At 43.7% G+C, this 15,298-nt stretch carries 12 protein-coding genes and 7 pseudogenes; 9 read left to right on the plus strand and 10 right to left on the minus strand.

The features are described from left to right. Nucleotides 1–173: 173 nt before the first annotated feature. From gmhB to KT99_RS23675, 3 genes and pseudogenes are all read right to left on the minus strand, one after another. Nucleotides 174–725, minus strand: coding sequence for a D-glycero-beta-D-manno-heptose 1,7-bisphosphate 7-phosphatase (gene gmhB, locus KT99_RS18480; RefSeq protein WP_040572207.1), 552 nt, complete (start codon nucleotides 723–725; stop codon nucleotides 174–176). Between the two features lie 92 nt (nucleotides 726–817). Continuing rightward, the gene (locus KT99_RS23670) at nucleotides 818–1,228 is read right to left on the minus strand and encodes an ISAs1 family transposase (protein ID WP_005503170.1); all 411 of its coding nucleotides are present in this window, start codon (nucleotides 1,226–1,228) and stop codon (nucleotides 818–820) included. Nucleotides 1,229–1,356: 128 nt separating this feature from the next. After that, nucleotides 1,357–1,593: pseudogene (locus KT99_RS23675) on the minus strand (transposase family protein); the annotation flags it as partial. Between the two features lie 257 nt (nucleotides 1,594–1,850). Here KT99_RS23675 and KT99_RS18495 point away from each other — a divergent pair. Next, entirely contained in the window at nucleotides 1,851–3,173 is a 1,323-nt protein-coding gene (locus KT99_RS18495) for an aminopeptidase P N-terminal domain-containing protein (RefSeq protein ID WP_005503183.1), read from the plus strand. Between the two features lie 47 nt (nucleotides 3,174–3,220). Here the strand turns inward: KT99_RS18495 and tnpC are convergent. The 4 genes and pseudogenes from tnpC to KT99_RS21215 all read right to left on the minus strand — a co-directional run bounded on the left by tnpC (nucleotide 3,221) and on the right by KT99_RS21215 (nucleotide 6,820). Continuing rightward, nucleotides 3,221–4,673 (minus strand): annotated as a pseudogene (gene tnpC / locus KT99_RS21205) (IS66 family transposase). An 83-nt stretch (nucleotides 4,674–4,756) separates the two neighbouring features. Beyond that, the gene (gene tnpB / locus KT99_RS18510; protein ID WP_005503187.1) at nucleotides 4,757–5,005 is read right to left on the minus strand and encodes an IS66 family insertion sequence element accessory protein TnpB; all 249 of its coding nucleotides are present in this window, start codon (nucleotides 5,003–5,005) and stop codon (nucleotides 4,757–4,759) included. A gap of 2 nt (nucleotides 5,006–5,007) precedes the next feature. Further along, a pseudogene (locus KT99_RS21210) lies at nucleotides 5,008–6,013 on the minus strand (ISAs1 family transposase). A gap of 20 nt (nucleotides 6,014–6,033) precedes the next feature. Further along, a pseudogene (locus KT99_RS21215) lies at nucleotides 6,034–6,820 on the minus strand (IS1595 family transposase). 140 nt (nucleotides 6,821–6,960) lie between these two features. On the opposite strand from KT99_RS21215, the pseudogene KT99_RS18535 reads away from it, so the two are divergent. After that, nucleotides 6,961–7,584: pseudogene (locus KT99_RS18535) on the plus strand (IS3 family transposase); the annotation flags it as partial. 139 nt (nucleotides 7,585–7,723) lie between these two features. Here KT99_RS18535 and tnpA read toward each other — a convergent pair. After that, nucleotides 7,724–8,047: an IS66 family insertion sequence element accessory protein TnpA gene (gene tnpA, locus KT99_RS18545; protein ID WP_005497564.1), complete on the minus strand. Its 324-nt coding sequence runs from the start codon at nucleotides 8,045–8,047 to the stop codon at nucleotides 7,724–7,726. A gap of 503 nt (nucleotides 8,048–8,550) precedes the next feature. Continuing rightward, the gene (locus tag KT99_RS18555; RefSeq protein WP_005503202.1) at nucleotides 8,551–9,792 is read right to left on the minus strand and encodes an acyltransferase family protein; all 1,242 of its coding nucleotides are present in this window, start codon (nucleotides 9,790–9,792) and stop codon (nucleotides 8,551–8,553) included. Between the two features lie 340 nt (nucleotides 9,793–10,132). Here KT99_RS18555 and KT99_RS23080 point away from each other — a divergent pair. The 7 genes and pseudogenes from KT99_RS23080 to KT99_RS18585 form a co-directional block, all read left to right on the plus strand. Further along, nucleotides 10,133–10,357, plus strand: a pseudogene (locus KT99_RS23080) (transposase); the annotation flags it as partial. A gap of 110 nt (nucleotides 10,358–10,467) precedes the next feature. Further along, nucleotides 10,468–11,289 (plus strand): IS21 family transposase, encoded by an 822-nt coding sequence (gene istA / locus KT99_RS18560; protein WP_005503204.1) that lies wholly within the window; start codon nucleotides 10,468–10,470, stop codon nucleotides 11,287–11,289. 14 nt (nucleotides 11,290–11,303) lie between these two features. Next, on the plus strand, nucleotides 11,304–11,462 hold the full coding sequence (locus tag KT99_RS22120) for a hypothetical protein (protein WP_157752228.1): 159 nt from the start codon (nucleotides 11,304–11,306) through the stop codon (nucleotides 11,460–11,462). Nucleotides 11,463–11,491: 29 nt separating this feature from the next. Beyond that, the gene (istB, locus tag KT99_RS18565; RefSeq protein WP_269764057.1) at nucleotides 11,492–12,058 is read left to right on the plus strand and encodes an IS21-like element helper ATPase IstB; all 567 of its coding nucleotides are present in this window, start codon (nucleotides 11,492–11,494) and stop codon (nucleotides 12,056–12,058) included. Between the two features lie 19 nt (nucleotides 12,059–12,077). Next, nucleotides 12,078–12,893, plus strand: a pseudogene (locus KT99_RS23085) (transposase). Nucleotides 12,894–13,299: 406 nt separating this feature from the next. Then, nucleotides 13,300–13,551, plus strand: a complete 252-nt coding sequence (locus KT99_RS18580; protein WP_040572210.1) for a type II toxin-antitoxin system Phd/YefM family antitoxin — start codon at nucleotides 13,300–13,302, stop codon at nucleotides 13,549–13,551. Then, nucleotides 13,548–13,808: a Txe/YoeB family addiction module toxin gene (locus KT99_RS18585; protein WP_005503217.1), complete on the plus strand. Its 261-nt coding sequence runs from the start codon at nucleotides 13,548–13,550 to the stop codon at nucleotides 13,806–13,808. The genes KT99_RS18580 and KT99_RS18585 overlap by 4 nt, the downstream gene beginning before the upstream one ends. Nucleotides 13,809–13,982: 174 nt before the next feature. Here KT99_RS18585 and KT99_RS18590 read toward each other — a convergent pair whose 3' ends face one another. Next, entirely contained in the window at nucleotides 13,983–15,263 is a 1,281-nt protein-coding gene (locus KT99_RS18590; RefSeq protein WP_005503218.1) for an NAD(P)/FAD-dependent oxidoreductase, read from the minus strand. Nucleotides 15,264–15,298 lie beyond the last annotated feature (35 nt).

The following is a 15,298-nucleotide window of genomic DNA, read 5'->3' on the forward strand; positions in this document are numbered from 1 at the left end:
CCAATCGCTCACATATCAAACAATACGTCTAAATCCCGACCTATTCTCATCGCTAATCTAGCTAAAGCCTTAATAAAATCTCAGTAAAACGAGTCGGGTTACTGAAGTCTGCCAGCATGAACCGCTTATTTCTCGATAAATAGCCCAAGGCTCTTCCCATGGAAATGATTTGATTAAAGGCTCTTAAGATAGACTGGCACATCGGCAATTGAATCGAGTACCACACTTGCAGCAGCTATGGCTTCATCGGTGACCGACTTACCGGTACGAACCAATATGCGAATCGGGATCCCCGCTGCTTTAGCCGCCAACATATCATCGCGCTTGTCTCCTACCATGACCGATTGACTGAGATCTATGCTAAGAAACTTGGCAGCCGTTAGCATCATGCCAGGTTTAGGTTTACGGCAATCACAATCTTGCTTGTATTCACCTACGCCCTTCTCAGCGTGATGTGGGCAATAATAGATGCCATCGAGCTCGACGCCCTTATCGGCGAAGTTCCAATCCATCCATTCTGTCAAGGTATGAAATTGCTCTTCACTATACATGCCACGCGCAATACCCGATTGGTTAGTGACTACCGCCAGCTTATATCCCATCTCTTTAAGAGAGCGGCACGCATCGAACACGCCTTCAACATATTCAAAGTCATCAACCTGATGCACATAACCGTGATCTATATTGATCACACCGTCTCGGTCTAAAAAAACTGCTGGGCTCACGTGTTTAACTCCTAAGTCTAATTCCACACATTATCCCATCCATTGAAGCAGATTGCACCGCGAACTTATCGATTTACCTTAAGAATGCACGGCTAGCGCATTTTAATCCCTGACTCTAACGGGGTTGAGCGATACTCGTCGTCCAACCCTGCCATCTTCTTTTTAGCCGCTATACTCGCGCGTTTTGTCTGGTCTTGCTTGAACAAGGTCATTGCTATTTTTCTCATCACATTAAAAGCAAGCGGACCTCGGCCTTTACGGATCCGTGATTCATCTTCGCTGAATGTCATCTCTAACACCCAATGCATACTTTCTACTTGCCAGTGATTTCGCACAGAAGATAACGCCTGCTCTGCATTTAAATCTAATGAGCTAATGTACCAACGTGTTTCAGTGGTCTCTTTACCTGTCGTTTCTTCATGTACGTCTGATGTCACTTTGATAATGCTTTTTAAGCCAACCCACTGATATTTATTATTTAACCAACTTTTATTAACCAGCACTTGCTGACAACGTCTTGTTTTAATTCACCCTGTAGACCAGAATGATGACCTTTAAGCGCTAGAATATAATCAGCCTTTTGCTTAACGATTAGCTTTGCTATCTCTTTTTCATCCGCTTTTAATCGGCAGATAACACGGGCAATAGTGTCATGCCGAGGAATACCTGCTTTAAAAGGACGATACTGACGAAGCCAATCAAGCTTTAGATGTCCAAAGTTTTCAATGTCTTCCCATCCTTCAGAGCCTGACATAACCGCACTTATAGCGAGTAAAATAATCTCTAATAAGTTATGTTTTTTACAACGCTCAATACGGGGTTCCGCAATCGAATCAAAATGTTTTAAAAAAGTAGCAGTCATTAACATCACCAAAAAAGAGTATTTGGTGATCTGAACGCTACTTGAGCATAAAGTTCAATTTATAATGATCTTGCCGTGCTTAAGAATATTTACACTGGATAAAATATACAAACATGCTAGCTTTACCCCTATATTGATATTTGGGACTCGCCAGAGCAAACACAATTCACACGGCTAGCCCAAGTAAACCAAGAGTGACTGTTTAATGTAGGCTTATCGCAAGGTGAGTTCAGATAAGTACACTAATGAAGAGACCAATTAACATGAGCAGAGTTCTATACCAAACAAGAAGAAAAGCCCTGTTCGAACAACTCCCCGAAGGCAGTATTGTCATTCTTGCCGGCTATCAGCAAAAGATTCGCAGTAAGAACATCAAGTATCATTTCAGACAAGACAATGACTTTCTTTACCTGACAGGCTTCGATGAACCCGATGCGGTGGCCCTGCTCTGCTCCGATAAGAGTCAAGATTCTGGTTTTAACTACAGCTTATTTTGCCGCCCCAAAGATAAAACCCAGGAAGTCAGCTTCGGAGAACGCGCAGGTGTAGATGGAGCGATAACAGATTTCAACGCCGATGAGGCTTATGACATTGCCGAGTTAGAGACAGTACTTCTGTCACAATTAACGACTCAGAAACACATCTTCATCGGCGATGAACTGGGTCGTTTCTCGAGCCAAGTCATCGGCTGGATGAATCATCAGCGTAACACTGCCTCTTTCGACACCATCAAACACCATCTCAGTCTGACACCTTTGGCCAAGGTGCTTCATCCAATGAGAGTGATAAAGAGCGCAGATGAAATAGCTAAGATTAAGGCCGCAGTCAAAGCCTCTACCGACGGCCACAGAGCCGTCATGCAAGCCTGTAAACCTGGGGGCAACGAGGCCGAACTCGCCGCCACCTTTAATTTTACCATAGCCAAATATGGCGCTACCGATGTGGCCTATCCCAATATCGTCGCCTCGGGCAACAACGCCTGCTGCCTGCATTATCAAGAGAACTGCTGCACCATCGAAGATGGCCAGATACTACTGATCGATGCGGGCGCCGAACTCGATCACTATGCATCGGATATCACTCGTAGTTATCCAGTGAATGGCAAATTCACCACCAAACAAGAAACCATATACCAATTGGTCTTAAGCGCTCTAGATGCCGCCATAGCTCAAGTCAAACCTGGCGCGAGCTGGAACAGCCTACATGAAACCTGTATGGAAGTGATGGCTAAAGGTTTACTGGAACTAGGCCTGTTAAATGGCAATATCGATGAAATCATGAAAAATGAAACCTACAAGCGTTTTACAGTACATAAAACGGGTCACTGGCTTGGCATGGACGTGCATGATGTGGGCCCCTATCACGATGCAGATGGTGATTGGCGGAAACTTGAGCCGGGAATGGTATTTACCATAGAACCTGGGATCTACATACCTCTGTCGGCCACCGATGTTCCCGAGGGCTACCGTGGCATGGGCATACGCATTGAGGATGATATCCTAGTCACCGAAAACGGCTTTGAAAATCTATCAGCGAGCGTGCCACGAACAATCACAGACATAGAGTCAATCATGTCGGGACAATAACATTTAAAGCCAGGACAAAAGCTTACTTACCGTAAGCGTCCGGCGAACTACGCCTTGCCGAGTTTGACGCGCCAGGGCAAGAGGCTGCTGAGGTCGCAGTTTGGGTGAGAGAGTTGTTCTAGGCACCGTTCGATATAATCGAACGGTGTTAAGCCATTCGCTTTGGCGGTTTCTATTATGCTGTACAAAATGGCACTGGCCTCGGCACCGCGGTGATTGTGATTGAACAACCAGTTTTTACGCCCTATCACAAACGGTTTTACTGCGCGTTCGGCGCGATTATTGTCAATGTTGAGTCGACCATCTTCTAGGTAACGGCTGAGCTTTGGCCATTGATTGATAGTGTAATGGATGGCTCGACCCAAGGCACTTTGCTTCGACACTTGTTGCACCGATTTATCCAGCCATTGCTTCAATGTCGTCAGTTGGGCGCTTGAATGCGTACGCCTAAAATACAGCCGTTCTTTAACTTTGAATTTACGCCGCGCATGTGCCCAACAACCCACAAGTTTGTCATTGACTCGTTGGTAAGCCGCATAACCATCGACCTGTAAATAGCCATTAAACACGGTGTGCTCAGTGGCAAGAAAACCACTCACGCAAGTGCTCGCGCGGCTACCATCTTGATAGTCGTACAGAACGATGCTGTTTACACCTTTATATCTAGGCTCGAGACTCGGCCTATCCGCACCTGAGCAATAGACCCATCACCCGTTCATCGTTAATCACTTTGAGCGTGGTCTCATCGGCGTGCAGTACACCTTGCGTTAATAGGTGTTGGTGCAGTAAATCATATAAGGGTTTAAACAAGGCGGCTGATTTCATCATCCAGTCTGACATCGTTTGACGACTTAATTCGATACCATACTGTTTAAATAAAGTTTCTTGTCGATAAAGCGGTAAGGCGTACTGATATTTACTGGTGATGAGCTGGCTCAATAGGCTTGGCGTGGCAAAACCTTTTGGAATTGGACTAGCAGGCACGGGGGCTTGTTTGATGTTAGCTTGCGTCCCTTTAGTGTCGCAATGCTTGCAGCTGTATTTTAACCTAACATGCTCAATGACACTGATTTGTGCGGGAACAAACTTAAGTTTCTCGCTGCTATCTTGCTCCATCAAGGTCAACTGATGACCACAAGCACACTGTTTATCCGCTTCGCTAATATCATGGGTGATAATTTCACGAGGCAGGTCTTTAGGCAGAGGCTTACACTTGGCACGTTTCTTAGGGGAAACAGACACATCATCTGCCGTTGATTCTTCTGGCTCATCAAGGGTGACTTCAGCTTCGTTAAATAACTCACCTTGATAATTATGGCTTTCACTGCTGGCCCCGAAGCGTTGCTGTTGCGCTAAGCGAAATGGCTCCAACAACCGCTGCACAGACTGTTTAAGCTCGGCGATTTCCGAATATTGTGACGCCACAAGTTGACTTGCCTCAAGCAATAATTGCTTAAGCAAATCAATATCATTGGGTAGGTTATCGGGTGCTAATTTCATGGGGTGATTATATCAAATGTCATCCAGAATAAGGCTAATGCAGTGATCTAATCATCGAAAACCGCATACGTAATAGCGATCAATCAACTGTAACTCAAGCCCTTAACTTGACGGTGTCCCAATACATCAAACCCTGAGAGCAGCCAATGAAACTCTTGCTCAGATAAGCGCATACATTCATCTTCACTCTGAGTTGGCCACTTAAACTTTGCCTGTTCGAGGCGCTTATACCAAAGCGCAAAGCCGGTGTTATCCCAGTACAATATTTTTAATTTATCGCGGCTTTTATTGCAAAAAACAAACACACTGCCGTCGGTGGCCTCTACAGGCACGGCTAGCGCATTTTAATCCCTGACTCTAACAGGGTTGAGCGATACTCGTCGTCCAACCCTGCCATCTTCTTTTTAGCCGCTATACTCGCGCGTTTTGTCTGGTCTTGCTTGAACAAGGTCATTGCTATTTTTCTCATCACATTAAAAGCAAGCGGACCTCGGCCTTTACGGATCCGTGATTCATCTTCTCTGAATGTCATCTCTAACACCCAATGCATACTTTCTACTTGCCAGTGATTTCGCACAGAAGATAACGCCTGCTCTGCATTTAAATCTAATGAGCTAATGTACCAACGTGTTTCAGTGGTCTCTTTACCTGTCGTTTTTTCATGTACGTCTGATGTCACTTTGATAATGCTTTTTAAGCCAACCCACTGATATTTATTATTTAACCAACTTTTATTAACCAGCACTTGCTGACAACGTCTTGTTTCAATTCGCCCGTGACCGCTGTCTATGGTCGTATGTTCATCAAAATTATCGGCTGTAAAACCTTCACGCTGGCACTTGTGCCACCAAGCTTCTAATTCACCCTGTAGACCAGAATGATGACCTTTAAGCGCTAGAATATAATCAGCCTTTTGCTTAACGATTAGCTTTGCTATCTCTTTTTGATATCCCATAGCATCGAGCGTGATGATGCTGACAACTCCAGGCGCTCACAGTATGAAGTGCAGTTTTGCCGTCAATGGCAATGACATCGCAACCAGTACCTTCTAGGAGAGAAGAAATCCAAGCTTGAAAAGCTTTCTCTATTTCATCCGCTTTTAATCGGCAGATAACACGGGCAATAGTGTCATGCCGAGGAATACCTGCTTTAAAAGGACGATACTGACGAAGCCAATCAAGCTTTAGATGTCCAAAGTTTTCAATGTCTTCCCATCCTTCAGAGCCTGACATAACCGCACTTATAGCGAGTAAAATAATCTCTAATAAGTTATGTTTTTTACAACGCTCAATACGGGGTTCCGCAATCGAATCAAAATGTTTTAAAAAAGTAGCAGTCATTAACATCACCAAAAAAGAGGCTATGTTCCATAATATTGTTGTCCCCCATACGCGGCTTTCAATATCTGCAGATTATCTAGTTTTGCGTTACTTTCCTTAAACCAAGCCAGATAATGTGACAAATACTTTGTGGCAACCCCCTTCATTTGCCCATTAACCCAACTCTTAAAGTGAGCGATTGCACCATTTACAGTCTGGATATGGTAAATCTTATCTATCACTCTTACTTTATTATTTATCAATCGCTTATGATCGCAGTTCTTTTGCTTTGCTATCGCTACATATGCCCAAGAGCCATCACTGCAAAGTACCGAATCTGCTGCAATGTTTTTAGACAAATTAGCCGCTATTTCTGCAGTCGTATCAGCAGATAAAATAGGGGTGATCATGTGTTTACTGCGATCTATGGATAATAGGATAGCGATCTGGCCTTCTTTAGTTCGTTTATCAATATCGCCGCCTCTCTCAGTGTTAACTTGAGCTGCATACAGCGAGTATAGTCAGCCCAAAGGTGGCATTTATGTAGCCTAGCTAACGGTGTCTTAGTCTTGTTATTGAAGGTCTTGTAACAGGTATTACATCGGTATCTTTGTATTGCTCCGCCTTCCCCCATTTTTTGAACTGAGGAGAGTGGCAATGTGGGCACTGGGATAACGCATCGAAAAGTGGTTGAATGAGCTCATCGGTGGGGATTTTAGCGTTTAATGCCTGAATTGACTGGTGAACGACTTCTCTTTGAGCCGGTGTCATCGATAAAAATGTTTTTGTTATCTGGTTAAGCTTACTCACAAATAATTTTGTTTTCATTTTCTTTAACCTCAATCAATTACGCTCAATGATAAGGGTAGACAACATTTCGCTACAACAGCGCCAAAAAAGAGTATTTGGTGATCTGTTCGCTACTTGAGCATAAAGTTCAATTTATAATGATCTTGCCGTGCCTCTACAGTCGATATAAGGCCGCGAGTCTGATGAAAGATGCTGGTGTTGAAAGCCGTCAACCAGGTCAACATAAGTATAAAGCGGCCCCTAAATAGCATGTTGATATCCCCAATCATTTATCTCGTGAATTTGCGGTGACGGAGCCAAATCAAGTTTGGTGTGGTGACATCACTTTTATCTGGGCTGATACTTGCTGGGTCTATTTGGCCGTTGTTATCGACTTGTTTTCCCGTCGTGTTGTTGGCTGGTCGATGTCTGACTCTCCTAATACTGAGCTAGTAGCTAAAGCTCTCACCATGGCTTATCTGATAAGAGGAAAACCTAAAGGTGTGATGTTTCACTCAGATCAAGGGTGCCAATATACCGCCTCAAAATACCGGCAACTGATTTGGCGATATCAGCTCAAACAAAGCATGAGTAGGCGTGGTAATTGCTGGGACAATGCGCCAATGGAACGAGTATTTAGAAGCCTAAAGAGCGAATGGGTACCAGAACAAGGATATGGCTCGCTGGATGAAGCTAAGACAGATATAGGCGAATTCCTGATGGGATATTACAACAAACGAAGACCTCACAGCTACAATGGCTATCTAACTCCTGTTGAATCAGAAGCTAGACTAGCTGGATAGAACACTGAGAGCTGTCCAGTTTTACTTGACCACTACACTAGCGACAGTTGTTGCTCAACGATGATGGCCAAGCCATTTATCGACTTACGAAAATCCACGGGCTCTCTATGCCGATAAATACTAGGAAGCTGCTGAAACATCAACATGCTTGCAGGCCTTTTATAATTTCAAGTAAGTAATTTGCTGGCAACGAGCTTGGGAAGGTCCATACCCCTGTTTGATGCTGTAAACGTATCATCTGTTGCGCATCACAAAGTTGAGTTTGAGGCGTTACCGCTGTTGTCGGAGCCAGCGTTGCTTTAGCAAAAGGCATGACCGCTTTAATTTTATCTTTGTTGGCTTTACGGGCATAAAAGGTACTGATACTGAACTTATGCTGACGACAGAAAGCCGTGATAGTTAAGCCGCTGGCGGGTTGCTGCCTTATCAAAGCAGCCCAATCTTGATGAGAACGTTTAGCCATATTAACTCCTGATAAATAGTCAGGAGTTAATATGGCGGATCAATGAAATCTGTTGAAGTTGTACTTGCCCGGACGCTTACTACTTACATGTCGAATAACAAGTTTTAAATATCTTTTGAGTTGGGTTAGTTTGGTACTTGGTTGGATTGCTAAATACCAAGGCATCTTGGGTATTCATTGCCAGCCACGGTGCTGTAGAGGGATTTACAAATGTCACGACCACAAGGAGGTGAATGAGTGACCTAATGTGCAGATACTTCTTGAAGTACTCTTGATTCAAAATAGGTCGATGTAAGCTCCGGTGTTTTTCAAGATAGTTGGCATCCTTCTGCCGCCAACGCCCTAAGCCCCACCACATCTGAATATTTACCTCTTCGCTTGAAGCTTTTTCTGATGTTACAAAGAATCTAATGAAACCACTCATTATCGGATTTTGGTAATTTATCCGCAAATGCGTCGGTGAGTTTAGATTTCTATTCACCGTGTAACAGAAGTATCTTTCATCAAAAAAGACGTTTTAGTTTTAAGAAATGGCGTTCATAACAATGGTAAGAAAGCCAAGCCATAGCCACGGTAAGAAATACCGTAAGCAACATTCTTACCGGTGCATCTATCAGCATAGAACCGCCGATAGGGTTAAATATTTCCCCATGGATTGGGCTTCCGTCGGCAGCCAGCTCAGCATTTATCAGTTTCTGCATTAAAAACCACACAATCATGTGATACAAATAAATTCCATAAGAGTACTTTCCGAACCATCGAAAAAAAGAGGCTTGGATAATCACTTTTAACAGTGACTGTTGATTTCGTAATACAGAAGCCAGTAATCCCGCAAAGCCTAGCGCAATTAGACTATATCCCAGCACTGAAAAAAATGGCGTCTGGCGGCCAGGAAATACCAGTTGAAATATGATGACTGCGGGCAAACACAGCCACAAACCAGTGAATGCAAAACGGTCCCATATTTCGGGTCTAAATGCTGTCGATCTTGCGTAAACTGCAAGCCCGGCTCCGATCATTAAACTATCAGCACGACATATGGAAGCCATATAAGTCGCATCTGCCCAATTCTCTATTGTGCTAACAAGAAACAGCCTTAACAGTATAATACACAAGATAATTCCTATAATTGAACCCGGTAGTTTTTTCCAAAATACAAATACGACGAAAGGCCAAACCAAGTAAAACTGCTCCTCAACGGCCAGGCTCCAGGTTAATCCTAAAAATTCCGGTGATTTGACAGCAAGTCTGAATTCGTCGATACCAACAAGATCGACAAAAACGGGTTCATTCAACATCCATATATAGTTAGACGCGTAAAACACATACCAAAATACATTTTGTCCAACTTGATCCAGTGATGTTTCTTTTAAGTCCATATCATTGAATATATAAGGGATAATAAGAAAACATATCAATAAGAATAAATAGTAGAGAGGTAATATCCTCAGTGCTCGCCTTACTATAAAATTACGAAAATAATGCTTTCGATGACGAGCATCCAAAAGAATGCCCGTAATAAGGAAACCGCTTAACACAAAAAATAAATCAACCCCAATCCAACTTATATGACTTATCCTGGTAATAATCGTTGTCAGTGAGGTACTCCATTCCCAAGGCCATAGGTGATGAAATAAAACTAGCAGAATAGCGATGCCTCTAAGGCCATCTAAAGTAGGGTTATAGCCAAGATAACAGATGTGATCATCAGCATTATGTAAATTTAAATCTTGCCCAGCTCTCATACTACAGCTCTCCAACCGAACAGTCTATGTACTTGAAAAGACATTTATTCAGACACGAACCTGTATTACATAGCACTTTACATGCCAGATATTTAATACCTATAAAATCAATAGCTAATATCGAGTCATTCGTATACTTTCTGATATTTCTCAATTTGAGATGCATTTTAGCAATAAGCTTTGTACATCCAGCTATAGTCCTTACCCTTGCTGTCAGCAACCGATGTATTTTATGGGAATACACCGAAGTCATTTGGAAAAGAACAACCAAGACACCCAGGATTGTTAGATGAAGATCCCTTGACTAAGCTTAAGTGAGAGTTGTTAAGGAGGGTTTGTTATACCAACACCAAGAAAAGCGTTAGTCAGTTTAGAGGATACACTCTATTATCACTGCGTATCTCGTTGTGTTAGAAAGTCTTTTTTGTGTGGAGTCGATCATTATACTGGTCAATCCTATGAGCATAGACGGGTTTGGGTTGAAAGTCGACTACTGCAGCTGGCATCCGTATTTGCCATTGATGTTTGTGCTTATGTAGTGATGAGTAATCATTTACATCTAGTGTATTAGGCGACAATTAGCTTGTCCGGTTTTGGTCATCTTTAGGCATACATAATTCTTGAGAGATTTATATGCCTGGAAAACCCATAAACCAACTACAGGTTAACCTATATATGTCTTATCGTAATAAACCTAAACAGACTCAATCATCTGCTGCGGCAAAGGCGGGGTTTTCTTCCCGTTCAGCTAGACGAATTGATGCTGGCCAACACAACACCAGCAAATTACCACGTCAATACGCGACCAGAAAAGATCCTCTTAATGGTCTTTTCGAGCAGCATGTTGTGCCGTTGCTTGAAAAAGAACCCTCACTGCAGCCCATTACATTATTCGAAAAACTAGAGGAAATCGCACCGGGGCAATTGGAGCGCTCACAGCTACGCACTTTACAACGCCGAATTAAGACATGGCGCGTCATACACGGGCCTGAGCAAGACGTCATTTTCAGGCAGAAACATACGCCGGGGGCAATGGGCATTTCTGACTACACTTGGGCCAACGAGCTAAATATAACCCTCGCTGGCAACACATTTAAGCACAAGCTTTATCATTACCGTTTGGTGTTCAGTGGCTGGACCTATGTCGAGGTTGTACTCGGTGGTGAAAGTTTTGAGTCACTGTCATCAGGGCTTCAAAATGCTTTTTGGCAGAGTGGTGGCGTGCCACTCACCCACCGTACAGACAGCTTAAGCGCTGCATTTAAAAACCACACCGAAGCTGAAGTTCTGACAGAACGCTACACCAAGTTATGCACACATTACGGGGTAAAAGCCACTCGAAACAACAAAGGTGTCGCCCATGAAAATGGCGCAATTGAGGGCCCTAATGGCCATCTAAAGCGTAAGATAGAGCAACAACTGTTATTACGCGACAGTCGTGATTTCACTGATTTAAAGCAATACCGAGACTTCATCAATGTCATACCCGTTATCTAGAGGAGTGCGCCTACTTGTCCTCCTTACCCGCTCGTCGAACTCATGACTTTAGTGAGCAATACGTCAAAGTGACATCCAGCAGCACGATTTCAATTAAGCGTGTGACATATTCGGTGCCATCACGACTCATTGGTGTGACATTACTGGCACACATCGACAGGAAGTACGCCTAAAACGCTTACTCAAAGAAAGCCAGTTACCGATAGGGAAACAGTTGTCTCAATACGGTTTCAGTGAAGTGGTCGGCATTAGCGCAGTTCAAGTTAAACGTAAGGCCAGTGAGTTGAGCTGGTTGAGACAAGGGCATAATATTTTATTATTCGGTGCGAGCGGCCTAGGTAAAACTCACATAGCAGCCGCGCTGGGTTATGCGCTTATTGAGCAATCTGTTCGTGTGAAATTCACGACAGGCACGGCGATGGTGCAGCACTTGCAGAAAGCCCGAGAAGGTTTAGGTCTGGAAGATGCACTTAAAAAACTCGATAAATATGAGCTACTCATTTTGGACGACATCGGTTATGTCAAAAAGAGTGATAGTGAAAGTCAGGTTCTATTTGAGCTCATTGCACATCGTTATGAGCGCAACAGCCTAGTGATCACAACGAACCAGGTGTTTAATGAGTGGGACAATATATTTGGAGACAATATGATGACAGTAGCCGTGATTGATCGACTGGTGCATCACGCAGAGATTTATCAACTTGAAGGAGAGAGTTATCGAAGAAAAGAAGCCATGAAAATAAACGGCAAAAGCGGCCAACTTAATTGACGCCTATAGGCCAAGCTAGTTGACGTCTAACACTGTGTTACGTATTGATGTGGAGTTAGCTAAGCATTGGTCAGACGCAGAAGTGGTCACTCAATGGCAAAAGCTGTTTAAAGGCGATAGCCTAAATCATGATTTTATTAAAGGTGAACCACTTGAATACTATCAACAAATCATCATCAATACTCGAGTAAAAGAGTACCGTTCAAGGCTGATGGATATCTCTTGCTAACGCTTTCATAAGAGTTGCGGGCCCTCAAACGAACCTATCGCTCGTAGAGCCAATGCAGAGGACAAGTGTAAAGGCCGCTTCTGGGAGGGACGATTTACCTATTTCCTTAAGAGTCTGGCCCTGCTTGATGAAGCTGCGGTACTTGCCTGTATGGCCTATGTAGACCACTCTTTACTAATAGATAGGCCTATCCGCGCTAAGATGGCTAAAACACCGGAAACCTCAGACTTCACTAGCATTAAACTGCGTATTAAGGCTGCGATACAAGGTGAACAGCCCAATACGCTACTGCCTTTTGTTGGTAACGAACATAAAGAAATGTCTAAGGGGCTCATGTTCAATGCTAAAGATTATCTGCAACTTGTTGATGATACAGGGCGCATAGTCAGAGCTGACAAGCGAGGCTCTATGAGTGAAGAGTCTGCTAAGATATTAAATAGACTTAATATTCCGCAAGAAAACTGGATAAAAATGACCACAGAATTCACCAAAATTTTCAAAGGGCCCGTGGGCAACACTCAAGAGTTAACGGCCTATTGTGAACATCTTAAGCGCAAGCGTCGGCAAGGTGCAGCCAACTGTCATCGATGGCTAGATAGCGCTTAATTAACACCCAAAGTGACCTATTTCAAAAGTATTTTATTCAAGCATAACCAAACGGCAATTTGGTGATTTTGATATCTGATTTTCAAGAAAATAGTCGAAATTTTACTCATAACAGAATATTTGAGTATAGTTTGGCGTAGCAGGGGAACTATGTCTTGACACTACGTGATCGTCCATATATGTCTTAGTTGTATTTATGGAATGAAAAATATATTTTCTATTTACATCTCCGGACCCTGTCCGGCATGTTCAACGCCCAACTAACCGCTGAGGGTTGCTGGCACGTGGTTTTTCGTGTTTTATTGCAAAACGCGTGACCGTAAACCGAATCCGCGTTGAGTTGCTTGTTATGTGCTATTACACTATCATGTACAGTATTACGTACATGACCACTTTGGAGAACAACATGGATGCCATTAGCTATACATCTGCTCGTGCCAATTTAGCCTCAACTATGGCGCAAGTTTGTAATGATCACGCACCAATCATTATTACGCGAAAAAGTGAGGCTCCCGTTGTAATGATGTCTCTTGAAGATTATCAAGCAATGGAAGAAACAACATATTTACTCCGTTCGCCTGCCAATGCAAGATATTTGCTTGAGTCAATTGCGGAACTTGAAGCAGGCAAAGGTACCGAACGAGAGTTGCTTGAATGAAATTAACGTTTGCAACAAAAGCATGGGAAAACTATCTGTACTGGCAAACTACCGATAAAAAGATGTTAAAGCGAATTAATACGTTAATCAAAGACATTCAACGATCGCCTTATAGCGGTATTGGTAAACCCGAACCACTTAAACACGGGTTAGCTGGTTACTGGTCTCGACGCATAAATGATGAGCACCGTATTGTGTATAAATACCAAGATGATACGATTCTCATTGCTCAACTGCGATATCACTACAGCACATAACGTCTTAGTAGCGTGAATTCCGATAAACACCCCACAGATCCCCAACAAAAAGATCCGAAAAATGCAACTTATCCACAACGATTTTAGTGACTTATTAGTTCGATTACTGTGACGTAATGACCATTTTAACTACAGAAAGCGAGAATTAATCCTTTTACATAACGAGAAGCAACTTTAGCTAAACCTGTCGACTCGATAATCACTCAAATCGATTTCTGTTTGCTTACCCGACATCTCTTGGCTCACGAGCTTAGCGGTGATCCCTGACCAGGTCAGTCCCAGGTGCTGATGACCAAAAGAGAAGAACACGTTTTTATGTTTTTCACTGCGCCCAAGCACAGGCAGGCTATCTGGCATCGAAGGTCTGAACCCCATCCAACGTTCACCATCTGCGGCTGTTGCATCGGCAAATAACTCAGGCAGCAAGGCCTTACCGTGTGAGAACAAGCAATCGGCACGAGCCTCAACTAACGGGGCCTGTAAACCACCAAACTCCACGGTGCCCGCGAGGCGTGTGCCATCAAGCATGGGGGTGATGATAAACTTGCGATTATAGGAAGCGACCGGGCGAGAGAGTGTACTCTTCTGCGGCATCATCAGGTGGTAACCTCGCTCAGTTTCCAGTGGCACACGGTAACCTAACTGCTTGGCAAATGGTTTGGACCAGGCACCTGACGCAATAAGCAACTTTTCTGAGCGTATCGACTCACCTGAGCTTAGCTGTAGCGAAATCTTGTCTTCATCTATAGAGGAAGCAATAATCTCACTCACTTCATCGATGAGCAGTTCGCCGCCCAAAGCAACAAATTTATCGGCGAAGGCTTTACATAAACCATAGGGATCACTGGTATGCCCAACATGAGTGAAATATAGGCCATGACTAATGGTTTGACTCAGGCAAGGCTCAAGTTGTCTGACTTCATCCCCGGTTAACAGTCTTACTTTCACCCCCGCTTTCGCATAGTGATCATATTCCTTGCTGACTGCCTCAATCGATGTGGCTTCGAATACCAGCAAGCTGCCATTGAGTATCATTAGCTCAGAGCAGTCACAAAAATCGGTTAACTCCACAAGCGCCGCTATAGATGCCTGATTTAATCGCTTGATGGCTTGGCCATTGTGCGCTCTCTTACCCGGCAACATATTCACCAGAAATCGCATAAACCAAGGCAAAGCCTTGAAGAAATAAGCAGGTTGGATACGAAATGGCCCTAGAGGATCGAGCAACATGCCCGGCAACTTAGGTAACATGCTTGGATCGGCTAATGGAAAAACCTGCTCGGTGGCAAAATGACCGGCATTGCCTTTAGATGCACCGGCTGCCACTCCCTCTTTATCTAAAATCTGCACCTTATGCCCCGCTCGCAGCAGCTCAATGCCAGTCGCTAAGCCTATGATCCCGGCGCCTACAATAGTCACGCTGCCTGTTACTAAGCTATTTGTGTTATCACTCATTTCTTATCACCGTATCTAGTTAAACAAGCTGGGGT

Source organism: Shewanella benthica KT99 (assembly GCF_000172075.1).
Taxonomy (GTDB): domain Bacteria; phylum Pseudomonadota; class Gammaproteobacteria; order Enterobacterales; family Shewanellaceae; genus Shewanella; species Shewanella benthica_A.